The 23,794-nt window shown below is 56.0% G+C and carries 27 protein-coding genes; 6 read left to right on the forward strand and 21 right to left on the reverse strand.

Features of this window, described 5'->3' with window-relative positions:
• Positions 1 to 5 precede the first annotated feature (5 nt).
• The 3 genes from C7436_RS00375 to C7436_RS00385 form a co-directional block, all read right to left on the reverse strand.
• Positions 6 to 491: a GNAT family N-acetyltransferase gene (locus tag C7436_RS00375; protein ID WP_014421789.1), complete on the reverse strand. Its 486-nt coding sequence runs from the start codon at positions 489 to 491 to the stop codon at positions 6 to 8.
• A 6-nt stretch (positions 492 to 497) separates the two neighbouring features.
• Positions 498 to 830: an SMR family transporter gene (locus C7436_RS00380; protein ID WP_014421788.1), complete on the reverse strand. Its 333-nt coding sequence runs from the start codon at positions 828 to 830 to the stop codon at positions 498 to 500.
• Positions 831 to 902: 72 nt separating this feature from the next.
• The gene (locus tag C7436_RS00385) at positions 903 to 1,592 is read right to left on the reverse strand and encodes an aspartate/glutamate racemase family protein (RefSeq protein ID WP_121206330.1); all 690 of its coding nucleotides are present in this window, start codon (positions 1,590 to 1,592) and stop codon (positions 903 to 905) included.
• Between the two features lie 252 nt (positions 1,593 to 1,844).
• Here C7436_RS00385 and C7436_RS19075 point away from each other — a divergent pair, with 252 nt between their 5' ends.
• Positions 1,845 to 2,006: a CCGSCS motif protein gene (locus C7436_RS19075; RefSeq protein WP_022992530.1), complete on the forward strand. Its 162-nt coding sequence runs from the start codon at positions 1,845 to 1,847 to the stop codon at positions 2,004 to 2,006.
• 38 nt (positions 2,007 to 2,044) lie between these two features.
• Here C7436_RS19075 and C7436_RS00395 read toward each other — a convergent pair whose 3' ends face one another.
• From C7436_RS00395 to C7436_RS00405, 3 genes are all read right to left on the reverse strand, one after another.
• Positions 2,045 to 2,452, reverse strand: coding sequence for a hypothetical protein (locus C7436_RS00395; RefSeq protein ID WP_011784573.1), 408 nt, complete (start codon positions 2,450 to 2,452; stop codon positions 2,045 to 2,047).
• Positions 2,453 to 2,521: 69 nt separating this feature from the next.
• Positions 2,522 to 3,007: a hypothetical protein gene (locus tag C7436_RS00400; protein ID WP_023011087.1), complete on the reverse strand. Its 486-nt coding sequence runs from the start codon at positions 3,005 to 3,007 to the stop codon at positions 2,522 to 2,524.
• 113 nt (positions 3,008 to 3,120) lie between these two features.
• On the reverse strand, positions 3,121 to 4,035 hold the full coding sequence (locus C7436_RS00405; RefSeq protein ID WP_121206331.1) for a DMT family transporter: 915 nt from the start codon (positions 4,033 to 4,035) through the stop codon (positions 3,121 to 3,123).
• 122 nt (positions 4,036 to 4,157) lie between these two features.
• Here C7436_RS00405 and C7436_RS00410 point away from each other — a divergent pair, with 122 nt between their 5' ends.
• Together C7436_RS00410 and C7436_RS00415 are read left to right on the forward strand one after the other, a co-directional pair.
• Positions 4,158 to 5,054 carry a LysR family transcriptional regulator gene (locus C7436_RS00410; RefSeq protein WP_121206332.1) on the forward strand — a complete coding sequence of 299 codons (897 nt, stop codon included), beginning with the start codon at positions 4,158 to 4,160 and terminating at the stop codon, positions 5,052 to 5,054.
• Positions 5,055 to 5,194: 140 nt separating this feature from the next.
• On the forward strand, positions 5,195 to 5,821 hold the full coding sequence (locus tag C7436_RS00415) for an NAD(P)H-dependent oxidoreductase (RefSeq protein ID WP_121206333.1): 627 nt from the start codon (positions 5,195 to 5,197) through the stop codon (positions 5,819 to 5,821).
• Positions 5,822 to 5,827: 6 nt separating this feature from the next.
• Here the strand turns inward: C7436_RS00415 and C7436_RS00420 are convergent, their stop codons facing one another.
• From C7436_RS00420 to C7436_RS00470, 10 genes are all read right to left on the reverse strand, one after another.
• Positions 5,828 to 6,634 (reverse strand): tetratricopeptide repeat protein, encoded by an 807-nt coding sequence (locus C7436_RS00420; RefSeq protein ID WP_023008172.1) that lies wholly within the window; start codon positions 6,632 to 6,634, stop codon positions 5,828 to 5,830.
• Between the two features lie 115 nt (positions 6,635 to 6,749).
• Positions 6,750 to 7,403 (reverse strand): AraC family transcriptional regulator, encoded by a 654-nt coding sequence (locus C7436_RS00425; RefSeq protein WP_023008173.1) that lies wholly within the window; start codon positions 7,401 to 7,403, stop codon positions 6,750 to 6,752.
• 109 nt (positions 7,404 to 7,512) lie between these two features.
• Entirely contained in the window at positions 7,513 to 7,974 is a 462-nt protein-coding gene (locus C7436_RS00430; protein ID WP_121206334.1) for a carboxymuconolactone decarboxylase family protein, read from the reverse strand.
• An 83-nt stretch (positions 7,975 to 8,057) separates the two neighbouring features.
• Positions 8,058 to 8,360: a hypothetical protein gene (locus C7436_RS00435; RefSeq protein ID WP_023008175.1), complete on the reverse strand. Its 303-nt coding sequence runs from the start codon at positions 8,358 to 8,360 to the stop codon at positions 8,058 to 8,060.
• Between the two features lie 37 nt (positions 8,361 to 8,397).
• Positions 8,398 to 9,006 (reverse strand): HD domain-containing protein, encoded by a 609-nt coding sequence (locus C7436_RS00440; protein WP_121206335.1) that lies wholly within the window; start codon positions 9,004 to 9,006, stop codon positions 8,398 to 8,400.
• A 94-nt stretch (positions 9,007 to 9,100) separates the two neighbouring features.
• Entirely contained in the window at positions 9,101 to 9,637 is a 537-nt protein-coding gene (locus C7436_RS00445; protein ID WP_121206336.1) for a TFIIB-type zinc ribbon-containing protein, read from the reverse strand.
• 45 nt (positions 9,638 to 9,682) lie between these two features.
• Positions 9,683 to 10,600, reverse strand: a complete 918-nt coding sequence (locus C7436_RS00450) for a glycosyltransferase family 2 protein (RefSeq protein WP_121206337.1) — start codon at positions 10,598 to 10,600, stop codon at positions 9,683 to 9,685.
• A 38-nt stretch (positions 10,601 to 10,638) separates the two neighbouring features.
• The gene (locus tag C7436_RS00455) at positions 10,639 to 11,193 is read right to left on the reverse strand and encodes a hypothetical protein (protein WP_147423413.1); all 555 of its coding nucleotides are present in this window, start codon (positions 11,191 to 11,193) and stop codon (positions 10,639 to 10,641) included.
• A gap of 496 nt (positions 11,194 to 11,689) precedes the next feature.
• Positions 11,690 to 12,388 carry a TSCPD domain-containing protein gene (locus C7436_RS00465; protein WP_023008181.1) on the reverse strand — a complete coding sequence of 233 codons (699 nt, stop codon included), beginning with the start codon at positions 12,386 to 12,388 and terminating at the stop codon, positions 11,690 to 11,692.
• Between the two features lie 30 nt (positions 12,389 to 12,418).
• Positions 12,419 to 14,557, reverse strand: a complete 2,139-nt coding sequence (locus C7436_RS00470) for an adenosylcobalamin-dependent ribonucleoside-diphosphate reductase (RefSeq protein WP_121206339.1) — start codon at positions 14,555 to 14,557, stop codon at positions 12,419 to 12,421.
• Between the two features lie 287 nt (positions 14,558 to 14,844).
• Between C7436_RS00470 and C7436_RS18660 the strand changes: the two genes are divergently transcribed.
• A complete protein-coding gene (locus tag C7436_RS18660) occupies positions 14,845 to 15,051 on the forward strand; it encodes a hypothetical protein (protein ID WP_147232538.1) in 207 nt (68 codons plus the stop codon).
• A gap of 64 nt (positions 15,052 to 15,115) precedes the next feature.
• Positions 15,116 to 15,934, forward strand: coding sequence for a DUF6160 family protein (locus C7436_RS00475; RefSeq protein ID WP_121206340.1), 819 nt, complete (start codon positions 15,116 to 15,118; stop codon positions 15,932 to 15,934).
• A gap of 60 nt (positions 15,935 to 15,994) precedes the next feature.
• Here C7436_RS00475 and C7436_RS00480 read toward each other — a convergent pair whose 3' ends face one another.
• The 3 genes from C7436_RS00480 to C7436_RS00490 form a co-directional block, all read right to left on the reverse strand.
• Positions 15,995 to 16,789 (reverse strand): ABC transporter ATP-binding protein, encoded by a 795-nt coding sequence (locus tag C7436_RS00480; RefSeq protein WP_011784596.1) that lies wholly within the window; start codon positions 16,787 to 16,789, stop codon positions 15,995 to 15,997.
• 9 nt (positions 16,790 to 16,798) lie between these two features.
• On the reverse strand, positions 16,799 to 17,701 hold the full coding sequence (locus tag C7436_RS00485) for an ABC transporter permease (RefSeq protein WP_014421769.1): 903 nt from the start codon (positions 17,699 to 17,701) through the stop codon (positions 16,799 to 16,801).
• Between the two features lie 66 nt (positions 17,702 to 17,767).
• Entirely contained in the window at positions 17,768 to 18,742 is a 975-nt protein-coding gene (locus C7436_RS00490) for an ABC transporter substrate-binding protein (protein WP_121206341.1), read from the reverse strand.
• Positions 18,743 to 19,010: 268 nt separating this feature from the next.
• Here C7436_RS00490 and C7436_RS00495 point away from each other — a divergent pair, with 268 nt between their 5' ends.
• Positions 19,011 to 20,678: an AMP-binding protein gene (locus C7436_RS00495; RefSeq protein ID WP_121206342.1), complete on the forward strand. Its 1,668-nt coding sequence runs from the start codon at positions 19,011 to 19,013 to the stop codon at positions 20,676 to 20,678.
• An 84-nt stretch (positions 20,679 to 20,762) separates the two neighbouring features.
• Here the strand turns inward: C7436_RS00495 and C7436_RS00500 are convergent, their stop codons facing one another.
• Both C7436_RS00500 and C7436_RS00505 read right to left on the reverse strand, forming a co-directional pair.
• Entirely contained in the window at positions 20,763 to 22,451 is a 1,689-nt protein-coding gene (locus C7436_RS00500; RefSeq protein WP_121206343.1) for an ABC transporter permease, read from the reverse strand.
• A gap of 150 nt (positions 22,452 to 22,601) precedes the next feature.
• A complete protein-coding gene (locus C7436_RS00505) occupies positions 22,602 to 23,615 on the reverse strand; it encodes a Fe(3+) ABC transporter substrate-binding protein (protein WP_121206344.1) in 1,014 nt (337 codons plus the stop codon).
• Between the last annotated feature and the right edge of the window lie 179 nt (positions 23,616 to 23,794).

Here is a 23,794-nt window from a genome sequence, read left to right on the forward strand (position 1 = left end):
CCAGGTCAGGCGTCGAGCTTTTTGCGCATCAGATAACGCAGGAACTGGGCGCCACGGACCGTGACACGCTGTTCATCCACCACCTCAAAACCGTGGCGCTCGAAGAAGGGTCGAGCGACCACGCTGGCCTCGGTCTTGAGTTCTGTTACGCCCAGCTCTTTGAGCTGCTGCTCTGCCTCGTGATAAAGGGCAGAAGCAATGCCGCGACGAGCATAATTCGGGGCAGTAAACACGAGGTCGATGTGGCCGTCTTTTTCATAGGAAATGAAACCGGCGAGATCCGAGCCTTCTTCTGCCACCAGGGTTTCCAGAGACTCCAGCCGTTCGCGCCAGGTATCCAGATGTGGCGTCCGTGAAGCCCAGGCATAACGCTGGGTTTCGTCGTAGGCACCTGCCGTGAGCTCGTGCACGGAATCGGTGAACAGGCGAACCACTGGGCTCAGATCCTGAATCCGGTATTTACGAATAGTGATCGAAGTTACGGTACTCATGTCGGTTCAGTGTGCACCTGTGTTGGAAAGCAGGTTGATAACCAAAACGCCGGCTACAATCAGCAGCATACCGACAACCGCAGGAAAATCCAGCTTTTGCCCGAGCAGTAACCAACCAATGAGCGAAATTAATACAATGCCCAGCCCGGCCCAGACGGCATAGGCTATCCCCACAGGGATCACCTTGATAGCCAGCGCCAGAAAATAGAAGGCCACACTGTAACCGATCACGACCACAACGCTCGGCATCAACCGGGTGAATCCTTCGCTGGATTTCAGTGCCGAGGTAGCAATCACTTCGGCCACAATGGCCAGACCAAGAAGCAGCCAGCTTTTCATAGAACGTGTTAAAACCATCACCAAGTGAATGAGGAGCTAAATAAACTGTGGTGGCTGAAACGGCTGTGCTGGTCACGCTAAGGCGTGCGCCACGGCTTGCTCCGCGTGGATGCGGGTGGTGTCGTAAAGCGAAATGGCAGTATCAGCCTGCTGCACCAATAAGCCAATTTCGGTACAACCCAGTATTACGCCTTGCGCTCCTCGTGCGGCCAGTGAGTCCAGCACCTGCAGATAGCCCTGTTTAGAAGGCTGGCGGATAATACCACGGCATAGCTCGTCATAAATGACGGTATGCACGAATTCCCTCTGCGCGTCACCCGGCACTAAAACCCGGATGCCACGGTTCTCCAGACGCTCCTTGTAGAACGCCTGTTCCATGGTGAATTTTGTGCCGAGAAGGCCGACACAATCGATCCCATCGCGATGAAGCGCCTCAGCTGTCGCATCGGCGATGTGAAGCATCGGCAGGCCAGAAGCCTTCTCAATACTATCTGCCACTTTGTGCATGGTGTTCGTGCACAACACAATGAAATCGGCCCCTGCCGCGGCCAACGCCTTTCCGACCGCACCAAGAATTTCCCCGGTCGCCTCCCAGTCCCCCTGGTGTTGCAGGGCTTCGATCTCGGCAAAATCCACACTGTAGAGAACCAGTCGCGCTGAGTGCAGCCCGCCCAGCTCGTCTCGCACTTTCTGGTTGATCAACTGATAGTAGGTTTGGGTGGATTCCCAGCTCATTCCACCGATGAGACCTATGGTTTTCATAGTAGTGGCTTCTTCCTTTGAACAAATTGAACCAGGCAAGACTGCCTGGAATCCGTTCGGCTTCCGTCGAGTTCCCTGAGTCTTGGGGAAACCCCGATGGTATTGTCTTCCGCATGACTCTGTATAGAGGCTTCGGCACGGGAATCAAATTTGAGGTTACCTGAGGTGTAAATTGCTTGACCAAATAGATGCCCACCCAATAACATGCATAAAAAATAAATGTTAAATCCAGTAGCAAACCGAGGTATCCAGATGGCCCTGTCATTCGTGAATATTTTCAAGAAAGAAGACGCAGAAACTGAAAGCAATGGCGTTGAACACGTCGAGGCAAGTGGTATTGCGGAGACGCAGAACGACGAGCCAAAAAAGGGTGGGCACGGCGAGGGCGGTACCTGCTGCGGGTCCTGTTCGTAAACCGGAGCTTGAAGTTAACCCCGGGCTGGAGTCCGGGGTTAGTTTCGATCCTTTAATACTGAATAAATCTGATACGCCGCGTGTTCTGACTCTTCAGAAGGCGCCTTTCGGTTTTTTTCCCAAGACGTCAGCAAATTCAGAACCCGTTTTTCGTCATTACTGCGGAACCCTGGCCAGTATACGTAGGGCACCAGGGTCGGGCGGCTGATGAAAAACAGCGCGGCTTCCTCCGGTTTCTCTTCTATATCGCCACGCAGCCCCAGGGTGAAACGCCGGCCTTCGCTTCCGGTGAGCGACACCAGCAAGGAGTTGTTGTCATCTACGCGCCGGGCGTCACTTACCGTGATGGGCGGTTCCAGGCTGGGCACCGAGGTTATGATGTACTGAAAGATAATCAGCCCCAGGAGCAGGACAAGAAGCCCCGCCAAAGCGATCGATTTAACCATGAGTGTCTCGTGGAACCCGTTTAAAGTTGGTTTTAATGGCGGGTTGCAAGTGTAACACTACTAACTGGCTTACAAGTCTCCGGAAACTAGCCTTACCGCAACATCCCGGTATTCCGTATTTTTTTCTCTCTCATGCCTGGAGCTGAACAGATTCAGCCACTGATCCTTCGTTAGCAATACCTCTCCAGTGCCGGTAACGTTCTGGCTTACGGGATCGTAATGGCCGGCGAACTTGAAGGTGAAGTCGCTGGGGGATTCTGGCCGCGCCTTGAGCTCAAAGCCCAATGTTATTTCCGGTGAAGATACAAATCCCGTGCCTTCAGGGTCTACGTCAACTTTCAGAAGGCGCGATTGTTCCAGAAACGCCGGGCGTAATTCGGTCGGAGCGTTGCCCGGCTCTGTGGCCTGGCATTCGCAATAGCGAATCTCCAGGACCATCGCGCTGTCATTGAGGAAGTGTTCGGGAGACGGGCCGCCGGCCTGGGTCATGCCGGGAAGCAAAGACAGGGTTGTAAGGCCAAGCAAACCGAATTTGAGTGATGCGATCCTTTGCATGATTGAGCTCCATTCAAGGTTTAACCAGAGGTGTTCAAGCTATTCTGTTTTAACTTCCTTCGCAAGTTACGCCAGCCGATCGAGTAACCCTGAATGCCTGAAAAATGCTCCGTTCAGGATGGAGCAGGTGCCGCCGCATGGTTGCTGATTCGTAAGCCGAGAATCACCAGAAATACCCCAAGCCAGATGGCCGCAGAATACTGCTCCCTGAACCAGACGACGCCGATCAACAGCCCGAACATGGCGGCGACAGCGCCTAACTGACTGTAAAATACCGGGCCTGCGCGCCGTTGCAGTTCAAAGGCGACCAGATAGGTAAGGGCCGTGAGTAGCCCCTGCAGCATCAGAATGCCAATCAACTGAGGCGATGTGCCTGATGGAAGCAGTTCGGTGTTTGTCATAGCGGCGAACAGAGCCAGCGCCAGGGCAGACGCCAGCAGGGTACCGGCCGCAAGAATCATCGGTTTGGCTTTTGCTGGCCAGGCCACAGAGCGATATACGTTCCCCACAGACAACATCACAGGGATGGCCAGCCCAAGAACAAACAAGAGTGGACTGGCGTTGCTCATTTCAGCATGGCGTTGAACCACAATCCAGCCGCAGGCCATCACCGCGATGGATAACCCGGCGAGCTTGAGCCAGTTGCGGTTTTCCAGCCCCAGGCCCCACGCTAACAGGAAGGTAAAGATAGGCGGAAGGGCATACATAATTCCCGTGTAGCCGGCCCCCAGCTTTGTCACCAGAAAGAAACCGATGGCGTTGGGCACGGCAATGCCGGTCAGGCCGCTGACCAGAAAATAGCGGGCGAATCTTGCTTGATGAATCGCCCGGCGCTCCCCCGTGCATAACAGCAGCACGACGCCCGCAATGAGTGTTTGCCAGAAGGCGTAGGCAACGGCCGGCAGGCCGAGAGACGTTGCGGCCTTGGCCAGCGCCAGCATTAGTGCAATCAGAAAGCCATTGATTAGCAGTAAACCCCAGAGTACGGCCTGGAGGGGAAGGCTGAATCTTGATGTGGTGACAAGCATGGCTGGCGCTCCGATGTGTGAAAAATGTCTGGTGACCACCAGTGTGCGCTTTCGGATTGATTTGATAATCAGTCTAATTCGAATAATACTCCTTCCAAATTGGAAATAATGAGGGGCGAGCCATGGCTACGGACAAACTGGTCGCAATGAACATCTTCAGGCGCGTGGCAGAACTGGGCAGTTTCACCCGGGCCGCCGACGACCTGGATATCACCGCAGCCACCGTTAGCAAACACATCGCGTTTCTGGAGAGAGATCTTGATACTCGCCTGATCAACCGTACCACCCGCCGCATGAGCCTGACGGATGCTGGTCTGGCTTTTCTGAAGCGTACCCAGGCATTGCTGGATGAACTTGAAGATGCCGAGCTGGAGGCTCGCGGATTTCAGGCGGAACCCCGTGGCCTTATCCGCCTGAACGTCCCCATGTCTTTTGGGCTTACCCACATTACCGGGGCCATCGACAGCTTTCTGGCCCGGTATCCGGAGATCGAGATCGATCTTCAGCTCAGTGACCGCATGGTGGACCTGGTGGAGCAGGGTGTGGACATGGCCATTCGCATTCGCAGCACTCTGGCGGATTCAAGCCTGCTGGCCAAACCGCTAAGACAGTCCCGGAATATTGTCTGTGCTGCGCCGGGCTATCTGGAGCATTCGCCCGCCATTCACACACCCGCCGACCTGGCCGCACAGAATTGCCTGATGTTCAATCTTCATGACCGGCCCCGGGTATGGGCATTGGGCGATAAAGAAGTCGTCGTGAGCGGCAATTACCGTACCGACAGCAGTCTGGCCATTCGGCAGAGCCTTCTCAACGGTGCAGGGGTGGGCTTGGTGCCGCGCTTCCTGGTACAACAGGACCTGGCCAATGGGGCGCTGGTGGCCTTACTTTCGGAATACCCACCCCAGATCTATACCGTGTTCGCGTTGTTTCCCCCGGGGCGAAAACAGCCCACCAAAGTGCGGTTGTTGCTGGAGCACATTGACCAACACCTCGGTGACAAGCCATATTGGGAATGAGCGGTAACGATTACCCGATGACTGTGTTGGTTCAACTATTTCCATATTGGAAAGAGTATTCTTCAGGATTCTCTGTTTTTTGATAGATAACCGCGCCCTAGAGTGGTCAGCAACACGTCACTGCTAAGGGAGTCATCACCATGAATATCCACCAAGCCCTGGACTGGCGCTACGCCGTTCGCGAATTTTCACCGGAAAAGCTTGATACCCGTACTGTCGAAACTCTATTGGATGCGGCACGGAAAAGCGCCTCGTCATACGGTCTGCAGCCGTACAAGCTCCTAGTAGTGGAGAGCAGGCCGGTGAGGCAGGCATTGCTGGCGCACTCATTCGGCCAGCAAAAGGTGCTGGAGTGCTCCCACCTGATCGTTTTCGCGGCCCAGACAGAGATTGGCGACCACACCGTTGATCGCTACGTAGACCAGTTCGTGAAGACCCGCGGTGTCCCGGCCAGCGACATTGCCGGGTATGTGGAACATATGAAACAGGCGCTTTCGGGCAAAACAGCGGCCGAGAAACAAGCCTGGGCTCATCAGCAAGCCTACATTGCCCTGGGCACCCTTCTGACCGCCGCCGCCACCATGCAGATCGACAGCTGCCCCATGACCGGCTTCGATCATAAAGCCTACGACGAAGTGCTGGGGCTGCCGGAACTTGGCCTGGAGAGCACCGCCATCGTGGCGCTGGGGTACCGCAGTGTCTGGGACACCACGGCGCAGTTACCGAAGGTACGGTTTGATTATGAGGATATTGTTTTGAGTGTTTGAAGCGAATCAAAACGCCTGATTCAGCTTCCTGCGTGCCTCCGCTAACTGGCTCACCGCGAGCCCGTAGGGTTTCAACTCTACGGCTCGCTCCAGGTTATGCACGGCTTCCCGGTAACGCTTCTGGCCCAATAGAAATGAACCGTAATTGCCCCAGGCGTAGGCATAGTCCGGGTCCAGATCGATCATTTCCCGATACAGCCTATCCCGCTCCTCAAGGTTTTTAGTAGCCTTGGCCAACCGCATGCGCTCCTGAAGCAACAGCCGTTTCTGATACTTCTGGGATGCTCTGCTCTCGATTTCTTTGAAACCCTCTGCGGCGAATTTTTCGTCTTTGTGGTGTATCGCGATAACCGTCCGCAGGTACCAGGGGTAGAAGCTCTGTTCATCCAGTGAGTCTGCGGTATTCAAATGATCCCAGGCCGTACGCAGTTCGCCTTGAATAATGAGCACCATGGCCAACTGAACGTGTGCCATGGCCAGGTTCGGCCCATTACGAACTGCGCGTTCCGCCTGTTGCCTTGCGGTGCTGACGGCGCTTTCTTCGTAGGCCCGGCGATCGTGTCGTTGCCCAACCCTGTAGCCGCTCACCAGAGTCAGGCGGGATTGGGCAACCGCCACCCACGGCTCGTCGCCATCCAACACATTGGCGCGCTGAATCAGGTAACTCGCTTCATTGCGTTGATCAAGATCGAGAGGGTCACGCTCAATCAAGAAATACGCCTGCTTGGCCATTTCGACGGCGGTGGCGGCTTGAGTCAGAGCGGAGAAAAAGGTGAGGACGATTAGCGCGCAGGCGCTTTTGATTCCCTTCATAAGAGACAACTCCAAGTTTGCTGATCTGCACTGGTCGGGGGCTGCATATGAACCTGGTAACAGGCTACGAAAAATGAGTAGGGGGATTCCAGTCCTCATGCCTCATTTCCAGTGATTACACCTTGCCCGGCGTGATGCGAGCAATCGTACGGAACTCCCGGGTCATATGAGCCTGGTCACTGAAGCCGAACTGATGAGCAATTTCAGCCAGGTTAACCTGGCCATGCTCACGAATGTAATTGACGGCCCGTTTCACCCGAAGAATGCGCTGGTACTGCTTCGGCGTCATTTCCATCCAGTGTTTGAAAAGGCGTTCCACATGCCGCTGACTGATTTCCAGGTGTTGCGTAAGCGAGCCCGGTTCCGCATTGTCTCTCATACACTCCAGAGCCTGCTGCAGAGCGCCGGGAATGAGCCGGGTGAGCCGGAAGTTGTCATCAGCCCAGCTTTGCATCGTGCTCACGCGGCTTACATTGTTGCAACAGGTTTTGAGTCGGGAAAAGAGCGGAATGAGACCGGGCAATTGCCTCGGGTCACGGGTCAGTACCGTGGGCCGGCCAAAGTGCTGGCGGATCAGGCCATAGCCGATGGCAGGCTGAAAGCGAATCCCCGCGAGCTCTGATCCCGGCGCCAGTGATACCTGGGCGGCCACCTTCTCTACCGGCAAAACCACCACCCCTTCAGGAATGGCTATATCCCCGATTCGTACGTCCCCCGCAAGACTGAACCAGATGCTGCTGCACGCCTCAGAATGCAGCAGCTTTACCACAGGTTCCGCTACCGATTCTGAGACAGCCGCAGACCAAAGCCCCTGAACGAAGGCCGACAGTGGTCCCGATGGGCAGGACAACTGAAAGTCGAACGTAGGTTTGCGAAGGCTACTTGGGTTTATGACTGCCTACCTCTGGCTTGAAGGTTTTGACGATCCGGTTCCAGCTGCTGATAGCGTTCACCGCGATGGTTACATCAACCAGCCCTTTTTCGCCAAGGGCCGTTGCCAGTTTGTCATAGTATTGGTCGTCCACCGGCTTGCTTTGGGTAAGATGCTCTGCCCACTCAAGAGCCGCGCGCTCTGTGGCTGAGTACATCGGCATATCCCGCCAAGCGCTCAAGCCAATCAAACGCTCCACTGTCTCGCCCTGGGCCAGGGCATCTTTACTGTGCATGTCCACGCAAAAGGCGCACTGGTTAATCTGTGAAACCCGTAGCTTCAGCAGCTCCCACAACGCCGTGCTCAGGATGCTGGAGTCGCTGAACTGCTCTTTCAGATAGGCTTCCTGATTCAATAGGATCTGCATGGCTTTGGGTGCCAGGCCGATATAGTTCGCGCGTGCAGTCATCGTTCATGTTCTCCAATAGTGTTGGAGTTTCACAATAATGACTACGGGCGAGCGGGTATTGAAGATTTTCGACACAACGCCACTCACTGGCGTTTGATACACAGCTTGACGTACAGGCAGTAGCTTGCAAACAACAGAATCGGCGCTGCGTACCAGAGATAGGACATTTCACTCGCGCCAGAGCGGTAGAGACCAATAACAACCACCGCACTGATCAGACAGCTTGCAGGCGCTGCATACAGGGCCGAGTTGAGTACCGAGAAATCGAACGGAGTGGGGCGGTGGGTGTTACCCACGGCGCTGAAACCGAATACACCCAGAATAAACAGCATGTAGGCCAGAAGCACCTGGCCGATTGTGCCGGCAATTACCCATCCGAGAGTCATGGAAAGTCCTTTTTATCCGCTGATTACGCAGGGCAGTCTATAACGTGCTAATGGCCCTGTGGAGGTTCTGTTTGGCTTGATCTTCGTATCTTTCGTTAAACAGCTCAAGGTTATAAATGCTGTCTCTACTCAGAAAGGACCGAAGCAGCTCCTTTCGGTTCTTGCGGTAGATAAACCCGGGCACCAGCCTGTATTCCTTGCGTACGTTACGCTCAAACTGATCGTGCACCTCAGGCGGGGCGCCCAGAATAGCAAGGTCGATATCTACAATCAGCTGCTCGTCCGGAGTCTCGATGTTGCCATTGTGCAGGGTGGCCATGATGAGGTTGTGCACGCGCTCGATGCCTGCCTTACCGTAACGGTGAGCAGCCAGGAACGTCTGTGCCCAGTTTGCGCTGTCCAGCTCGTTAGTCTTCGACAGGGGCTTGTAGACGGCATCGTGGAACCAGATGGCCAGCTCCAGCTCTTCCGGTTTTTCAGCGATTTCCTTTACGCCGTCAAAGTGGGTAAGCATGGCATCAATGTGATCGACGGTATGGTAGAACCGGTGCTTCTCTGAGTAGGCGGCATGGAGTGCGTGATAACACTCTTCTGAAAGCGGGAGCCCCAGAGCGCTCATCAGGGTTTGCCATCGTGTTTGGTTCATTGCTTTAGCCATGAGCGACCGCCATATGAGGCGACACGGATAGTTGCCGGTGCCGCGAGAGTATGGGAATCCAGAGTTGCCTGTTAAAAGCCGATCACTCCGAGGCAATAAACTGAACGATAGCAGCCTTTCGGTTGTGATTCTTCAACCAATCCCGGATTTCAACGGCCCTCGTGGTATCGGTTTCTCCCACCAGTTTTTTCAGGCGCTCGACTTTCTTGCTCTCGATTTTTTCATCCCGCACCTTCCGCTGCCATTGGTCGGTGAACACCGAGGGAAGCTTGTGGGCGAGCTCCAGGGACTTGAGCAACGTCCATTCGCTGCCGTCGAGCCAGGCCTCATCACAGAATCCGCAGAGATCGATACGGTTCTTGTGCTCGCTGGATACCGAGTATTTGGTCATGAGTTTGCTGCACTTGGGGCAGGAGAGGGCGGTTTTGGCATCATTTTCGACGGTTACATCGGAGTCAACACTTTCGCTCTGCTCGACCGGTGCATTTCGTTCTGCCCAGTCTCGATAGTAGAGCAATGACAGCGAGGCACCCTCACAGTCCGGGCAACCCATAACCGGGAGGCCATCCTCAATCTTGGTGGGTTTCAGGTCCGTGTTTCTGCATTTCGGACATTTCATGGCCATTCCTTTCTTGATGAAAACCAGTCTGACAGGCTACCAATGTTAATCTTGTAAGGTGTCGCTGGGGGGAAAGATCACCCGATAAACGGCGCGCCATACCACGGAATCCAGCGGAGCATACCGCAACGCCTGAGCAACTGCGCCCCAGGCCGTCGCCGAGTCTCCTGCTGATGCAAAATGACGGGCTTTCCGGCAGTAGAAGCGGGCCAGACCCCAGCGGATGTCACTGGGTTGGAGTGTACTTCCGTATTCCCCGATAAAATCACGAATGATCGCTTCGTTGGCGGCAAATCGGCGTTTCTTGTCGCTGGAAATCTGGCCTGCCATCACCCGGTAATAGCCCCAATACTCGGGCACATACAGGAAGGTGAAACGGGCTGAAAAACGCAGCCAGATGTCGTAATCGTCGGCAACGCCGTAGCGGCCCGAAAACCCGCCCATGGCATCGAAGCATTTCCGCCGCGCCATTACCGTGTTGATGCTCACGCTGTTGTCCACCAGCATCTGGCGGGCAATCCGGCCCGAGTACCGGCGCATATTCTTGCGGGACAACTCCCGGCCCTGCTCGTCGATCATGATTTCATCACTGTGAAGGACATCCACCTTCGGGTGAGCCTCCATAAGCGCCACTTGCTTCTCCAGCTTTTCAGGCACCCACAGGTCATCGGAATCCAGAAAACACAGCAATTCGCCTCGGGCATATTGAAGCGCCAGGTTCCGGGCAATGCTCTGGCCCTGGTTCTCCTGAAAATGGTAGTGGATGCGTTCATCGTCCAGGTAACTGGCCAGCTTCTCGCGGGTGCTATCCCGGGAGCCATCATCTACGATGATCAGCTCCCAGTGGGAATAGGATTGGGCCAGCACAGACTCGACCGCTTGCGTGATGGTGCGCTCACGGTTGAAGGTGGGGGTGATAATGCTGACCAGAGGGGCTGACGCAGGCACGGTTTTCCTTTCCAAAGATTGTTCCCTTTCCGGTGAAAAATGGTCGATTCAGATCACTGGACCCTTTCAAAAACCTGATTGAAATCAACCACCAGTTCCGAGGGTTCACTGCTCATCGCGTCCGTATAGTAAGCCCTGTACAGCACATCACCCACCGGATAAACGTTCATGCCCGGCTCAGCTGGCAAATCACAACTTCCGGGAACCTGGGGATTGTACCGGTCATCTATGTAGGGAAAGCTCAGCGCCTCGTATACACCTTGTACCAGCACTCTTTGAGGAGTTTCCCCGAAACACTGAAGTACAGTTCCGGGTCCGTCCTCGAAGGACAGAGGCGTCTCGCACATCTTATCAACGTAAACGGATCGAGTAACCGCAATAGCGTTCTCTGTAATGTCGAGGCGTTCTACCCACCAAACGGGCAAGAATTCGGCGTCGTCAAATATTGATGCTGTGATCACGTCATCAATTGGGGAGCAGGCCCTGATCCAGCTTCCTACCTCAGTAGCGATTGTTTTGGCGGCAACATCTGGCTGGTCATTATCTGAATTGCTTGATTTACAAGCCGCCAAAAACAAGACACAACCAACAACAAGAATTTCCTTCATAACGTCCCTATTAAAACTGATCAAAGCGTGCGCTGACTGCATCAGACATTTAATGTCTTCAGTTGCTGTTAGTTGGGGACGCAGCGGAAAACCCATTGGAGCTTGAACGCGAGGTGAGTCACAGGGCTACCAGCCCCACCAGCTCCATAGTTTGGCTATACCACGCCAAACGGACCCGAGAATGGATGGAAACAATTGCGGGAGCAGTATGGCCAACACAGCAAAGACAATAATACAGGCGACAAGGTAACCACTACTGAGAAAGGAATCCCAGTAAATGGCTAACTCCAAATTGACCCAGAGCCAAATGAGGGCTGCTGTTGGGATAGAGAAAAACAACGATGCCAATAAGCTGATTAGCCGTGATTCAATCGGCCCACCTTGGCCTTGATTCCTTGCCATGATCTATGAACATTCCTTGTGTGTGCTGCCTTTAAACAGCAAGGCCCGGAAGCTTCCGCAACCGGGCCTTTTCATCACTCAGCGGTCAATCACCTTAACCGCACTTGCTGTCGCCGCAGGACAGGCAGGTAGCGCATCCGTCCATCACAATCACCGCTTTGGTGCTGCATTTGCCGCACATGGTGGCGTTGGCGGGGTAGTCGCTGCCGCTGTCGTCGTTGGTGGCCTTGTTCTGGCTGGCCTCAAACTCTGCGCGCTTTTCAGCGAGGATGCGCTTGGTGGTCTCGCTCAGCTCGTCGCTTTCCAGCAGGCCGATGGCCTTCAGGTGCTTCTCGATCACGGCGCCGATCTCGGCTACCAGTGAGGGCATGAACACGCCGCCCTTCTTGAAGTACCCGCCGTTGGGGTCGTACACGCTGCGCAGCTCTTCCACCAGGAAAGTGACGTCACCACCTTTGCGGAACACCGCTGAGATAACGCGGGTGAGGGCGATAACCCACTGGAAGTGTTCCATCGATTTGGAGTTGATGAACACTTCATACGGCTGCCGGCTTTCGTGGTCTGTGTCTTCGTTCAGCAGGATGTCATTGATGGTAATGTACATCGCGTGCTCGGCCACCGGCGGCTTGATCTTGTAGGTGGTGCCCAGCAGGAAATCCGGGCGTTCGATGTTCTCGTTCATCTCCACCGGTTTGGTGTCGGCTTTCACCGGCGCCTGGTGCTCACCCGTGGTCTCGGCGTCGGCTTTCTTTACCCGGTAGCCGACGATCTTGTTGCTGATTTTCACTGTCATGTTCGTAATTCCTGTCTGTCGGTTCCCGGATTAATACTTGCCGTAAGTGCCTTCTTTCAGCGCGTCGAAGAGGTTGGCGGCGGTGTGAATTTCGCCGTCGTACTCTACCTGTTCGTTGCCGCGCAGGGTCACTTTGCTGCCGTCGTCCAGGGTGAACTCATACATTGTGTTCTCAAGGTCTTTCTCTTTAACCAGTACGCCCTGGAACGCTTCCGGGTTGAAGCGGAAGGTGGTGCAGCCTTTCAGACCCTTGTCGTAGGCGTACAGGTAGATGTCCTTGAAATCCTGGTACGGGAATTCTGTAGGAACGTTAGCGGTTTTGGAAATGGAGGAATCTACCCATTTCTGTGCCGCAGCCTGGATGTCGACGTGTTGCGTGGGCGTTACGTCGTCGGAGGTAGTGAAGTAGCTGGGCAGCTTCTTGTCTTCTTCATCGGAGAACGGCATGGCGCCCGGGTTCACCAGGTGGCGGTAGGCCAGCAGTTCGAAGCTGAATACGTCTACCTTCTCTTTGGTTTTACGGCCTTCACGAATGATGTTCCGGGCGTAGTGGTGAGAGAAGCTCGGTTCAATGCCGTTACTGGCGTTGTTGGCCAGGGACAGGCTGATGGTGCCGGTCGGGGCAATGGAGGTGTGGTGGGTGAAGCGGCCACCTTTCTCGGCCAGTTTGGCTACCAGCTCCGGCTCTACTTCGGCAATACGGCCCATGTAGGCACTGTACTTGGCGTGCAGTACCTTGCCTTTGACCTTGTCGCCCACCTTGATGCCGTCTTCGGCCAGTTTCGGGCACTTGGTCATCATCTTCGGCGTTACTTCAAACTCGTCGTCCATGATTGGCGCCGGGCCTTTCTCTTCGGCCAGGGCCAGGGACTGGCGCCAGCCTTCTACCGCCATTTCACGAACCACTTCTTCGGTGAACTTCACGGACTCGTCAGAGCCGTAAGGCATGCGCAGCATGGCGAGGGTGGAGCCCAGGCCCAGAATGCCCATACCGTGGCGACGCTTGTAGGTGATCTCATGGCGCTGTTCGCCCAGGGGCAGGCCGTTGATTTCGACTACGTTGTCCAGCATGCGGGTGAAGGTGCCAACCACTTTGCGGTACTTCTCGTAGTTGAAGCTGGCTTTCTCGGTGAACGGGTACTCAACGAACTTGGTGAGGTTCACGGAACCCAGCAGGCAGCTGCCGTACGGGGGCAGGGGCTGCTCGCCACAGGGGTTGGTGGCTCGGATGTCTTCGCAGAACCAGTTGTTGTTCATCTGGTTGACCTTGTCGATCAGGATGAAACCTGGCTCGGCGTAGTCGTAGGTGCTGGTCATGATGGTGTCCCAGATGAACTGGGCTTTCACCGTTTTGTAGATGCGGCAGGCGACCTTGCCTTCGTTGTTCACCACGTAGCCTTCCTGTACCGGGAAGTCACGGTAGACGAACTGGCTGGCGTCGGTCAGGTCCAGGCCTTCGTCGTCGGCTTCTTTCTGGGTAACCGGGAAGGACAGGTGCCAGTCGTCTCCGTTGCGCACGGCTTCGATGAAGTCTTCGGTGATCAGCAGGGACAGGTTGAACTGGCGCAGGCGGCCGTCTTCCCGCTTGGCCTGGATGAATTCGATCACGTCCGGGTGGTGTACGTCGAAGGTGGCCATCTGGGCACCGCGGCGGCCACCAGCGGAAGACACGGTGAAGCACATGCGGTCGAAGATATCCATGAACGACAGCGGGCCGGAGGTGGTGGCACCCGCGCCGGCGACATAGGCACCGCGTGGGCGCAGGGTCGAGAATTCGTAACCGATACCACAGCCGGCCTTGAGGGTGAGGCCCGCTTCGTGGTTTTTCTCCAGGATATCGTTCATGGAATCCTGGATGGTGCCGGATACGGTACAGTTAATGGTGGAGGTGGCCGGCTTGTGGGCTTCGGCACCGGCGTTGGAAGTAATGCGGCCGGCGGGGATGGCGCCGTTCTGCAGGGCCCACAGGAATTCCTTCATATATTTGTCGCGTAGATTCTTTTTCTCAACCTCGGCCAGGGCCTTGGCCACGCGCTCGTAGGTTGCGTTGATGTCTTTGTCGACAGGCTCGCCGGTCTTGGTCTTGAGCTGGTACTTGCTGCTCCAGATATCTAGCGAAGCTTCCTGCATGGGAATCGTTGTGATCACTGCCTGTGCCTTAGCGTTCATTGCCACCCTCGGTTTTCAGTATGTCTCTTTTTTGAAGACGCCGTCCTCAGCGCCTTACCCCTGTGTGTTTCTGGTACTTCATGGGTTATCGGGCCAGCAGAATCACTATATATGGTGTCCGTGCCTGGCCGGGAAGACTGCCTTCCATAACCGGAATTCTGTGTTGATCACTGCAGCCAGCCTTGTGTCTGCTGGCATTTCTACTGCTTGACAATCAGTAGGTGTTGGCGTAGCTGACCCTATATATGGGCTTATTTTTTGGGAAGTATAACAGGATATAGTGTTCTGTGAATAAGAGAGCAACTATTGATTGGCGCCTGTGGGCAAAGAAAATCAATGGAAAAGTTCTTGAATCTGCGGGAAGCCGCGCCATTAACGGATTCTCTGCATGTCACTACATCTTGTGGTTAAAAAGTGTGCGCCTGAAAAGTTCTGGAATGCAGGTTTTTGTGACTTCTGCACGTATCCAAAAACGACGTGTCGGTAGAGTATGACAGTGGCGTCGTAATACTGCAGTGGCCCACAGGAAGTGATAACGACTATAAAAGGAAAAGAACAATGAAAGGCCTGAAACCTACCGTTCTTGCGCTGTGTATTGCCGGGGCGCCCCCTGCGGCCCTGGCGTTTCAACCGTTGGATGAAACCACGATGGGAAACATCACCGGCCAGGCGGGTGTGACCATTGAACTGGAGACCAAGCTGAACATTGATCGGTTTATCTACACCGATGAGGGGTCGCTTGAGATCAACAACATCTTCGTGGGCGGTACCAACCGGACCGACCTGTTTCCGGAACTGGGCGTTAACCTGATGGGCGGCGCTGCCCAGCAAACCGACCTGCTGGACAACATCCGCATTGAAATCGATGTGCTCAGTGACGGCGATGCCATCATCAACGTGCTGCCGCAGATGTTCGGTGCGGTGGATGTGCGGGTCTCCACCGACCAGTGGAATCTGGTTGGCACCACAGACTCCACCACCATCCTTGATAATTTCACCGCTGACATTCTGATGGGCGGCGCCAATATCGAGATTGATGCGGATACCGACGTGATGAACCTGCGCGCCGATATAGCGATTGATAACCTGGAGTTCGATGCACCGTTCCTGGCGGTGGGCATCCGGGATCTGCGCCTGACCGGTGATACCTATGATCCGGTTCGCAACAAAAACATTCCGGACCTGTTCGCCAAGGTGGATCTCGATATCTACAAGGGCTCTAACAGCCTGGGTGTCGACAGCCTTGCGGTCGATATGGATTCGTTCCGCGCTGACATGACCATTGGCGGTGTGCTGGTGGGTGGTACGTCCATTGGCAGCATCTTTATGGACGACCTGGCCATTACCAATACCCAGATGGTGATCTACGGCCACTAAAATGGCTAAGTAGAAACAAAAACGGGGCCGCGTGGGCCCCGTTTTTGTCTGTCGGGTGTTTTAGCCCAACAGCAGACTGTCGTCGTCTACTTCCAGGCCGCGCTGTTTCTCGAACAGGCCCAGCAGGTCCTTCACTTCCAGTCCATCCCGGTCTTTGCCGGCAATATCGAATACCACCTGGCCCTGGTGCAGCATCACGGTGCGGCTGCCGACTTCCAGTGCCTGTTTCATGCTGTGGGTGACCATCAGGGCGGTGAGCTTCTGTTCCTCGATGATCTGCTGGGTCAGTTCCAGCACGAAGTTGGCGGTTTTCGGGTCCAGCGCAGCGGTGTGCTCATCCAGCAGCAGAATGCTGGAGGGCGTGAGGCTGGCCATCAGCAGGCTGACGGCCTGGCGTTGGCCACCGGAGAGCAGGCCCATTTTGTCGCCCAGGCGGTTTTCCAGGCCCAGTTTCAAGGTGGCAAGGCTTTCCCGGAACTGGCCCAGGTACTGCTTTTTCACCGCGCTGGTCAGGCCCCGGCTTTGGCCACGTTTGATGGCCAGCGCCAGGTTTTCTTCAATGGACAGGTTTTCACAGGTGCCGGCCAGGGGGTCCTGGAACACCCGGGCAACCCGCGCCGCCCGTTTATGGGTGGGCAGCCGGGTAACGTCCAGGTTGTCGACGATAATCTGGCCGCTGTCCACCATGACTTCGCCGGCGAGGGCGTTCAGGAAGGTGGATTTTCCGGCGCCGTTGCTGCCGATGACCGTCACGAATTCGCCCTGGTTTACCGTCAGGCTCATGCCCCGAAGGGCCGGATTTTCCAGCGGGGTGCCTTTGCCAAAGGTAAGCCGCAGATCGGTTGCGCTGATCATAGTGCCTCCTCAGGCCTTTTTGCTGGTGAAACGACTGGCGATCTTGGTGCGAACGCCAGGCAGTACGATGGCCAGGGTAACCAGAACCGCGGTAATCAGATTCAGATCCTGTGCCTGCAGGCCGAGGACATCGGCATTCAGGGCAAAGGCAATGGCCAGTCGGTAGATGATGGCGCCCACCACACACGCCAGCAGGGCGCGTACCACGGTGGAGGGGGTGATGACGGCTTCACCGCCAATCAGTGAGGCGAGGCCGATCACGATTACGCCTACACCCATGGTGACGTCTGCTGCGCCCTGGCTCTGGGCAAACAGAGCACCGGCCAGACCCACCAGACCGTTGGACAGAGCAACCCCCAGTATGATCATGCCGCCGGTCGCAATGCCCTGGGCGCGAGCCATGCGGGCGTTGGCGCCAGTGGCGCGCATGGCCAGGCCAGTCTCGGATTTCATGAAACGCCACAACAGAATCAGGGACACAATAGCGACCAGGGTAAACAGCAACACCGGCACCTGATGGAAAGCCAGGCCCAGGTCGTACCAGGGAGTCAGTACCGTTTCTTCTGTGAGCAAGGCCACGTTCGGCCGGCCCATGATGCGCAGGTTCACGGAGTAGAGCGCGATCATGGTAAGGATGGAGGCCAGCAGGTTCAGAATGTTGAGTTTGACATTCAGGATGGCGGTTACGGCACCGGCGGCCATGCCGGCCAGTACCGCACAGCCAGTTGCCAGCCAGGGATTCCAGCCTTCAATAATCAACATGGCGGCAACGGCGGCGCCCAGGGGGAAGCTGCCATCCACCGTCAGGTCGGGGAAGTCGAGAACACGGAAAGAGAGATAGATACCAAAGGCAACCAGGCCGTAGATCAGGCCGGTTTCGAGAGCACCGTAGAATGCGATTTCACTGAGCATGGGTAGTTTTTCACCGTGAAAGAAAACGGGCGGGCCCTTTTGGGGTCCGCCCGTGTTGGTCAGGCGTTACTTGTCGTTTTTGACGACTTTGACGGCTTCCTGGATGAGGTCTTCGGGCAGAGTGACGCCCATGCGCTCGGCGGCCTCGGGGTTCACGTACAGATCCAGTTCTTCCATGGTTTCAACCGGCATGTCGGCTGTGCCGGCACCTTCCAGTACGCGTGCGACCATGGCACCAGTCTGGCGGCCGTGGTTGTAATAGTTGAAGCCCAAAGCGGCTACCGCGCCACGCTCAACGGTGGCAGTGTCGGCAGCAAAAACCGGGATCTTGGCCCGTTCGCCAACGGAAACAACCGCTTCGGCGGCACTGATCACGGTGTTATCGGTGGTCAGGTAGATGGCGTCGGCCTTGCCTACCAGGGAGCGGGCTGCGCCCAGCACTTCAGAAGTCTTGGTGGCCGCACCTTTAACCAGCTCCAGACCGCGGGCCTGCAGGCGTTCTTCCAGCAGTTCAATCAGCGCGGCGGCGTTGGCTTCGCCAGGGTTGTAAACGGTACCGATGCGCTTGGCGTCGGGCATTGCACGCTGCAGCATGTCCAGGTGCTTCTCGATGGGCAGCATATCGCTTACCCCGGTGATGTTGGCACCAGGGGCTTCCCAGCTTTGTACCAGTTTGGCGGCAACCGGATCGGTCACGGCAGAGAAGACCACGGGCACGTTACGGGCTGCAGCGGCAACGGTTTGTGCGGACGGTGTGGCAATGGCCACGATTACATCCGGGTTTTCACCCACAAACTTGCGGGCAATCTGAGAGGCAATGGCTGAGTTGCCCTGGGCACTTTCGTGCATCAGGCGCAGGTTTTCGCCTTCGCGATAGCCTCGCTCGGCTAGTTCGTCCTTAACGCCCTCATGTACGGCATCCAGTGCCGGGTGTTCAACAATCTGTGTGATGGCAACAACACGGGGGTCGTCCGCTTGAACCAGGCTTGCTGCGGCAAGCAGCGAGGCGCCGATCAGCGTGCGCAGGGATTTCTTGGCCATATGCCCATCTCCGAGTCAGTTACTGTTTTTTCCCGTGAAACCGGGGGCAAAAATTCAAGGTGCGCAAGTTTAACACAGCCATGCGACAATCGGTGTAGGGGAAGGCGCAGTTTGTTGCGACGATCGTTTGAGTGGTTGCAGATGCAAATTATTTTGCACGGATCACGTTTTGACGGGCTCTGGTGTGTTGAAATAGGCTACTAAAGTCTAATAATACGAGAACGCGATAAAGCGAATCCGAAACTATAACGACAAATCAGGAAGGTCCATGGACACAACGAAAAAGCTCCCCCTGGATATGGTCTACCACTGGGAGGCCTCCAGCCCTAATTCCCTTTATATGACGCAGCCCATTGGCGACGGTAAGGTGGTTGAGTACACCTGGGGCCGTGCCGTGGATGAGGCACGCCGGATGGCGGCGTACCTGAAATCCCTGAACCTGCCGGAGAAAAGCCGGATTGGTCTGATTTCCAAGAACTGCGCCCAGTGGGTGATGACAGACTGGGCCATCTGGATGGCAGGGCACATTTCCGTGCCGCTGTATCCCACCCTGAACGCCGATACCGTGAACTACATCCTCAACCACGCCGAGTGCGACGTGTTGTTCGTGGGTAAACTGGATGACTGGGACAGTATGAAATCCGGTGTGCCGGAATCGGTTCGCTGCATTTCCTATCCGCTGAGCCCGCCCAACGATTTCGAGACCTGGGACGACATTGTTGCCAAGTACCCGCCACTGGAAGGCAAAACCAGGCGTGATCCGGAAGAGTTGGCCACCATCGTGTACACCTCTGGCAGTACCGGTCGCCCGAAAGGCGTTATGCTCAGCTTCAATAACATGGCGTTCGCCGCTGCTGGCGGTATCGAGACTCTGGGCGTAGGGCCAGGTGAGCGCATGTTGTCCTACCTGCCGCTGGCTCATGTATTTGAGCGCACCTTTGTGGAGCTGGGCTCTTTGTATTCCGGCTTCCAGCTTTATTTTGCAGAGTCTCTGGACACCTTCGTTCAGGATCTTCAGCGGGCACGGCCAACGCTCTTCCTCTCGGTTCCGCGCCTGTGGGTGAAGTTCCAGCATGGTGTTTTGCAGAAAGTGCCCAAGCAGAAGCTGGATCGCCTGCTGAAGATTCCGGTAGTGAGCAAGCTGATCAAGAAGAAGGTGCTGAAAGGCCTGGGCCTGGACAAGGTGAAGCTGGCCGGTTCCGGTTCCGCACCGTTGTCCAACGATGTATTGGACTGGTACCGCAATCTCGGCCTGGAACTGCTGGAAGGTTATGGCATGTCCGAGAACTTTGCCTACTCTCACATGAACAAACCGGGCCGTACCCGCACCGGTTATGTCGGCGAAGCCCTGCCGGGCGTTGAAGTGAAGATCAGCGAGCAGGGCGAGGTGCTGGTGAAGAGCCCGGCCACCATGATGGGTTATTACAAGGACGAGGAGAAAACCGCTGAAGCCTTCACCGAGGACGGTTTCCTGCGTACCGGTGACAAGGGCGAGATTGACGAGATGGGCCGTCTCAAGCTGACCGGCCGCATCAAGGAGATCTTCAAGACCAGCAAGGGCAAGTACATTGCGCCGGCGCCGATCGAGAACCGCCTGATGTCTCACGATGCCATCGAAATGGTGTGTGTGTCGGGTGCCAACCAGACCCAGCCCCACGCGTTGGTGGTTCTGGGTGAGGAGATTCGCCCGAAAGCTGCTGACGAGAGCTTCCGCAAGGAGTTGGAAGAAAGCTTCAAGCAGCTGATTCAGGACGTAAACAAAACTGTAGATCCCCACGAACAGTTGGCTTTCATTACGGTGGTCAGCGATGAGTGGTCCATCGAGAACAGCTTCCTGACGCCGACGCTCAAGCTTAAGCGTAACGTGGTGGAAGACGCCTATCAGGCGAAAGTGGACAGCTGGTACGCCAAGAAGCAGCCGGTTATCTGGCAGTAAAGGCGACGGCTTACACGGTAAGGACAAGAAGGCCCGGCAAACTGCCGGGCCTTCTTGTTTCTGGCGTTCCGATATTTCTGGCCGTCAGGCCATGGTTCTGGAATTGGAGATGGACCGGTTCATCAGAATGATGGGGATGATACCGGCGACCACAATAATCAGGGCGGGAAGGGCGCTGTGATAGAGCTGTTCGTCTGAGGCAAACTGGTACACGTAGGTGGCCAGGGTCTCGTAATTAAAGGGCCGAAGAATCAGGGTGGCCGGCAGTTCCTTCATGCAGTCGACAAACACTACCAGGGCGGCAGTGACCAGGGTTCCACGCAGCATCGGCAGGTGTACGTTGATCAGGGTTTTGCCGGGAGTGTGGCCCAGGGAGCGGGAGGCCATGTCCATGCTGGGGGTGATTTTCTGGAGGGCGCTCTCCACACTGCCGGCAGACACCGCCAGAAAACGCACGGTGTAGGCAAAAATCAGGGCAAAGGCCGTTCCACTCAGCAGCAGGCCGGTGCTCACGCCAAGATAATCCCGCATCAGGGAATCCAGCCAGTTATCGAAGCCGGCCAGTGGCACGATGACGCCCACGGCCAGCACTGCGCCGGGCATGGCGTAACCGAGACTGGATAGGCGCATCAGGATCTGCATGCCACGGGTGTTGTGCAGACGGCGGCTATAGGCCAGCGTAACGCCAATGATCAGGGTGGTGAGCGCTGCCGCGCTGGACAGGAACAGGCTGTTAAACGTGTTCTGAATAAAATCCGGGTTCCAGCTGACATCAAAGTATTCCCAGGCGTAATAGCCCAGGGTGGCACCGGGGATTATGAAGCCAAATATCAGTGGCACGGCGCAGACGACGACACAGATCATCTGGCGCGGGAAAGACATAGTGAAGCGGTGAATCGGGTCACGGTTGTCGCGGGCCGCGTATTGTTGCTGGCGGCGCCGTGAATAACGTTCCAGGGTTACCAGGATCACCACGAAAATGAGCATCGTGGTCGCGATCTGGGCCGCGCCGCCCAGGTTACCCAGGTTCATCCAGGTATCGAACAGGCCGCGGGTGAGGGTTTGCACAGCAAAGAAATCGACGGTCCCGAAATCGTTCAGGGTTTCCATCAGCACCAGAGAAAGGCCCACGGCAATGGCTGGCCGGGCAATGGGCAGAACTACCCGAAAGAAAGTGCTCAGTGCCGAATGACCCAGGCTGCGGCTGACGGCAAACAGTGAGGGTGATTGTTCAAGAAAGGCAGCTCGCCCCAGCAGGTACACATAGGGGTAGAGTACCAGGCCGATCATCAGGATGGCGCCTTCCAGGCTGCGGATTTCCGGAAACCAGTAATCGCTGGCGTTCTGCCAGCCAAACCACTCACGCAGGCCTCTCTGCACGGGACCGGCGTAATCCAGCAGGCTGGTGTAGACATAGGCAATCACGTAGGCCGGTACGGCAAAAGGCAGCAGCAGAGCCCATTCAAAGAATTTCCGGCCCGGGAACTCGCACATGGTCACGGCCCAGGCGGTGGCCAGTCCGATCAACAGGGTTAGCGCGCCCACACCGATCATCAACTTGATGGTGGTGGTCAGGTAGCGGGGCAGGGTGGTTTCAATCAGATGAGGCCAGATGTTCTCGTCCGGGAACAGGGCCAGGAAGATCACCGACAGCACTGGAAGCGCGACAATAGCGGTGGTAAGGACGGCGCTGATCAGCCAGCGTTTTGAGGTGCGTTTTGCCAGTAGCGGTTGCGAGAGCCCCGGGTTTGCACTGGAAACGACCTCGGTCATGGTGATCCTGTTAGCGTAGTGGTGATGAGAAGTGTTGCGATTTTAGATAGTGCGTTGCTTCCCTGCAATGACTGCGGTCATGTTTGTGGCCAACAAAAAAGGGTGCCCTGGACAGGACACCCTTCGGTTTACCGGTTGGTGTGAGGCTGATCAGCCGTCATAGTCAACGCGGTCAACCAGCTTCACAGCCGCTTCGCGGTTGTTGGCGATTTCCTGCAGTGACAGATCGTCCGGGTTGATCTCACCCCACTCGGCTACCAGGCCAGAAGGCTTCACTTCCGGGTTCGCCGGGTACTCGGTGTTGGCTTCCGCGTAGATGCGCTGGGCTTCCGGTGAGGACAGGAATTCCATCAGCTTGATGGCATTGTCCTTGTTCGGCGCGCTCTTGGTGAGGGAAATGCCACTGATGTTTACGTGAGTGCCACGACCTTCGGCATTCGGGAATACCAGGTTAACCTGTTCGGCGATCGGGCGCTGGTTTTCGTCCATCAGCATGTTGCCGTAGTAGTAGCTGTTGCCAGTGGAAATGTCGCAGACGCCTTCAGCGATGGCTTTGATCTGGTCGCGATCGCCACCCTGGGGTTTGCGTGCCAGGTTTTCTTTGACGCCTTGCAGCCACTCTTCGGTCTTTTCTTCACCGTGGTGGGCGATCATGGAGGAGATCAGGGCGATGTTGTACGGGTGCTTGCCGCTGCGGGTACAGATGCGGCCTTCCCACTTGTCATCAGCCAGTTGCTCGTATGTGGTGATCTCACCCTCTTCAACGCGATCTTTGGATGCGAAGATCAGGCGACCACGAGTGGTCAGGGCGTACCACTTACCTTCCGGGTGGCGCAGGTTCTCCGGAATGTTCTCCTGCAGCGTGTCGGTCTCAACGCCGGCAACGAGGTCTTTCTCAACCAGTTCGTTGATGCGTGAAATGTCGACCGTCATCACCACGTCTGCCGGGCTGTTGCGGCCTTCACGCTCAAGGCGCTCGGCCAGACCCTGCTTGGCAAAGACAACGTTCGCTTCAATGCCTGTTTCTTCGGTGAAGGCGTTGAGCAGCGGTTCCAGCAGGTAAGCCTGACGGTAGGAGTAGATATTGACCTCGCCGTCGGCAGAGGCAGACAGCGGCATGGCGGCCAGAGCGATGGCGGCAGTTGCGGCAAGTTTCATTCGCATAGTGGTGATCCTTTCTGTCGCGTTGCTAAAAGGTGAACATTCGCCTGTAATCGAATGTGACAGGCAGTTAAAAACGACAACTATTCTCATTGCTAACCGCGAATGAGTCAATAACCCTTCGGGGATATTTTTCAGAAAATAGTGTTATGCTTCAGAACACTATAAGAAGGCAGCAAATA

The sequence above is a fragment of the Marinobacter nauticus genome, assembly GCF_003634635.1.
Classification (GTDB): Bacteria; Pseudomonadota; Gammaproteobacteria; order Pseudomonadales; family Oleiphilaceae; genus Marinobacter; species Marinobacter nauticus.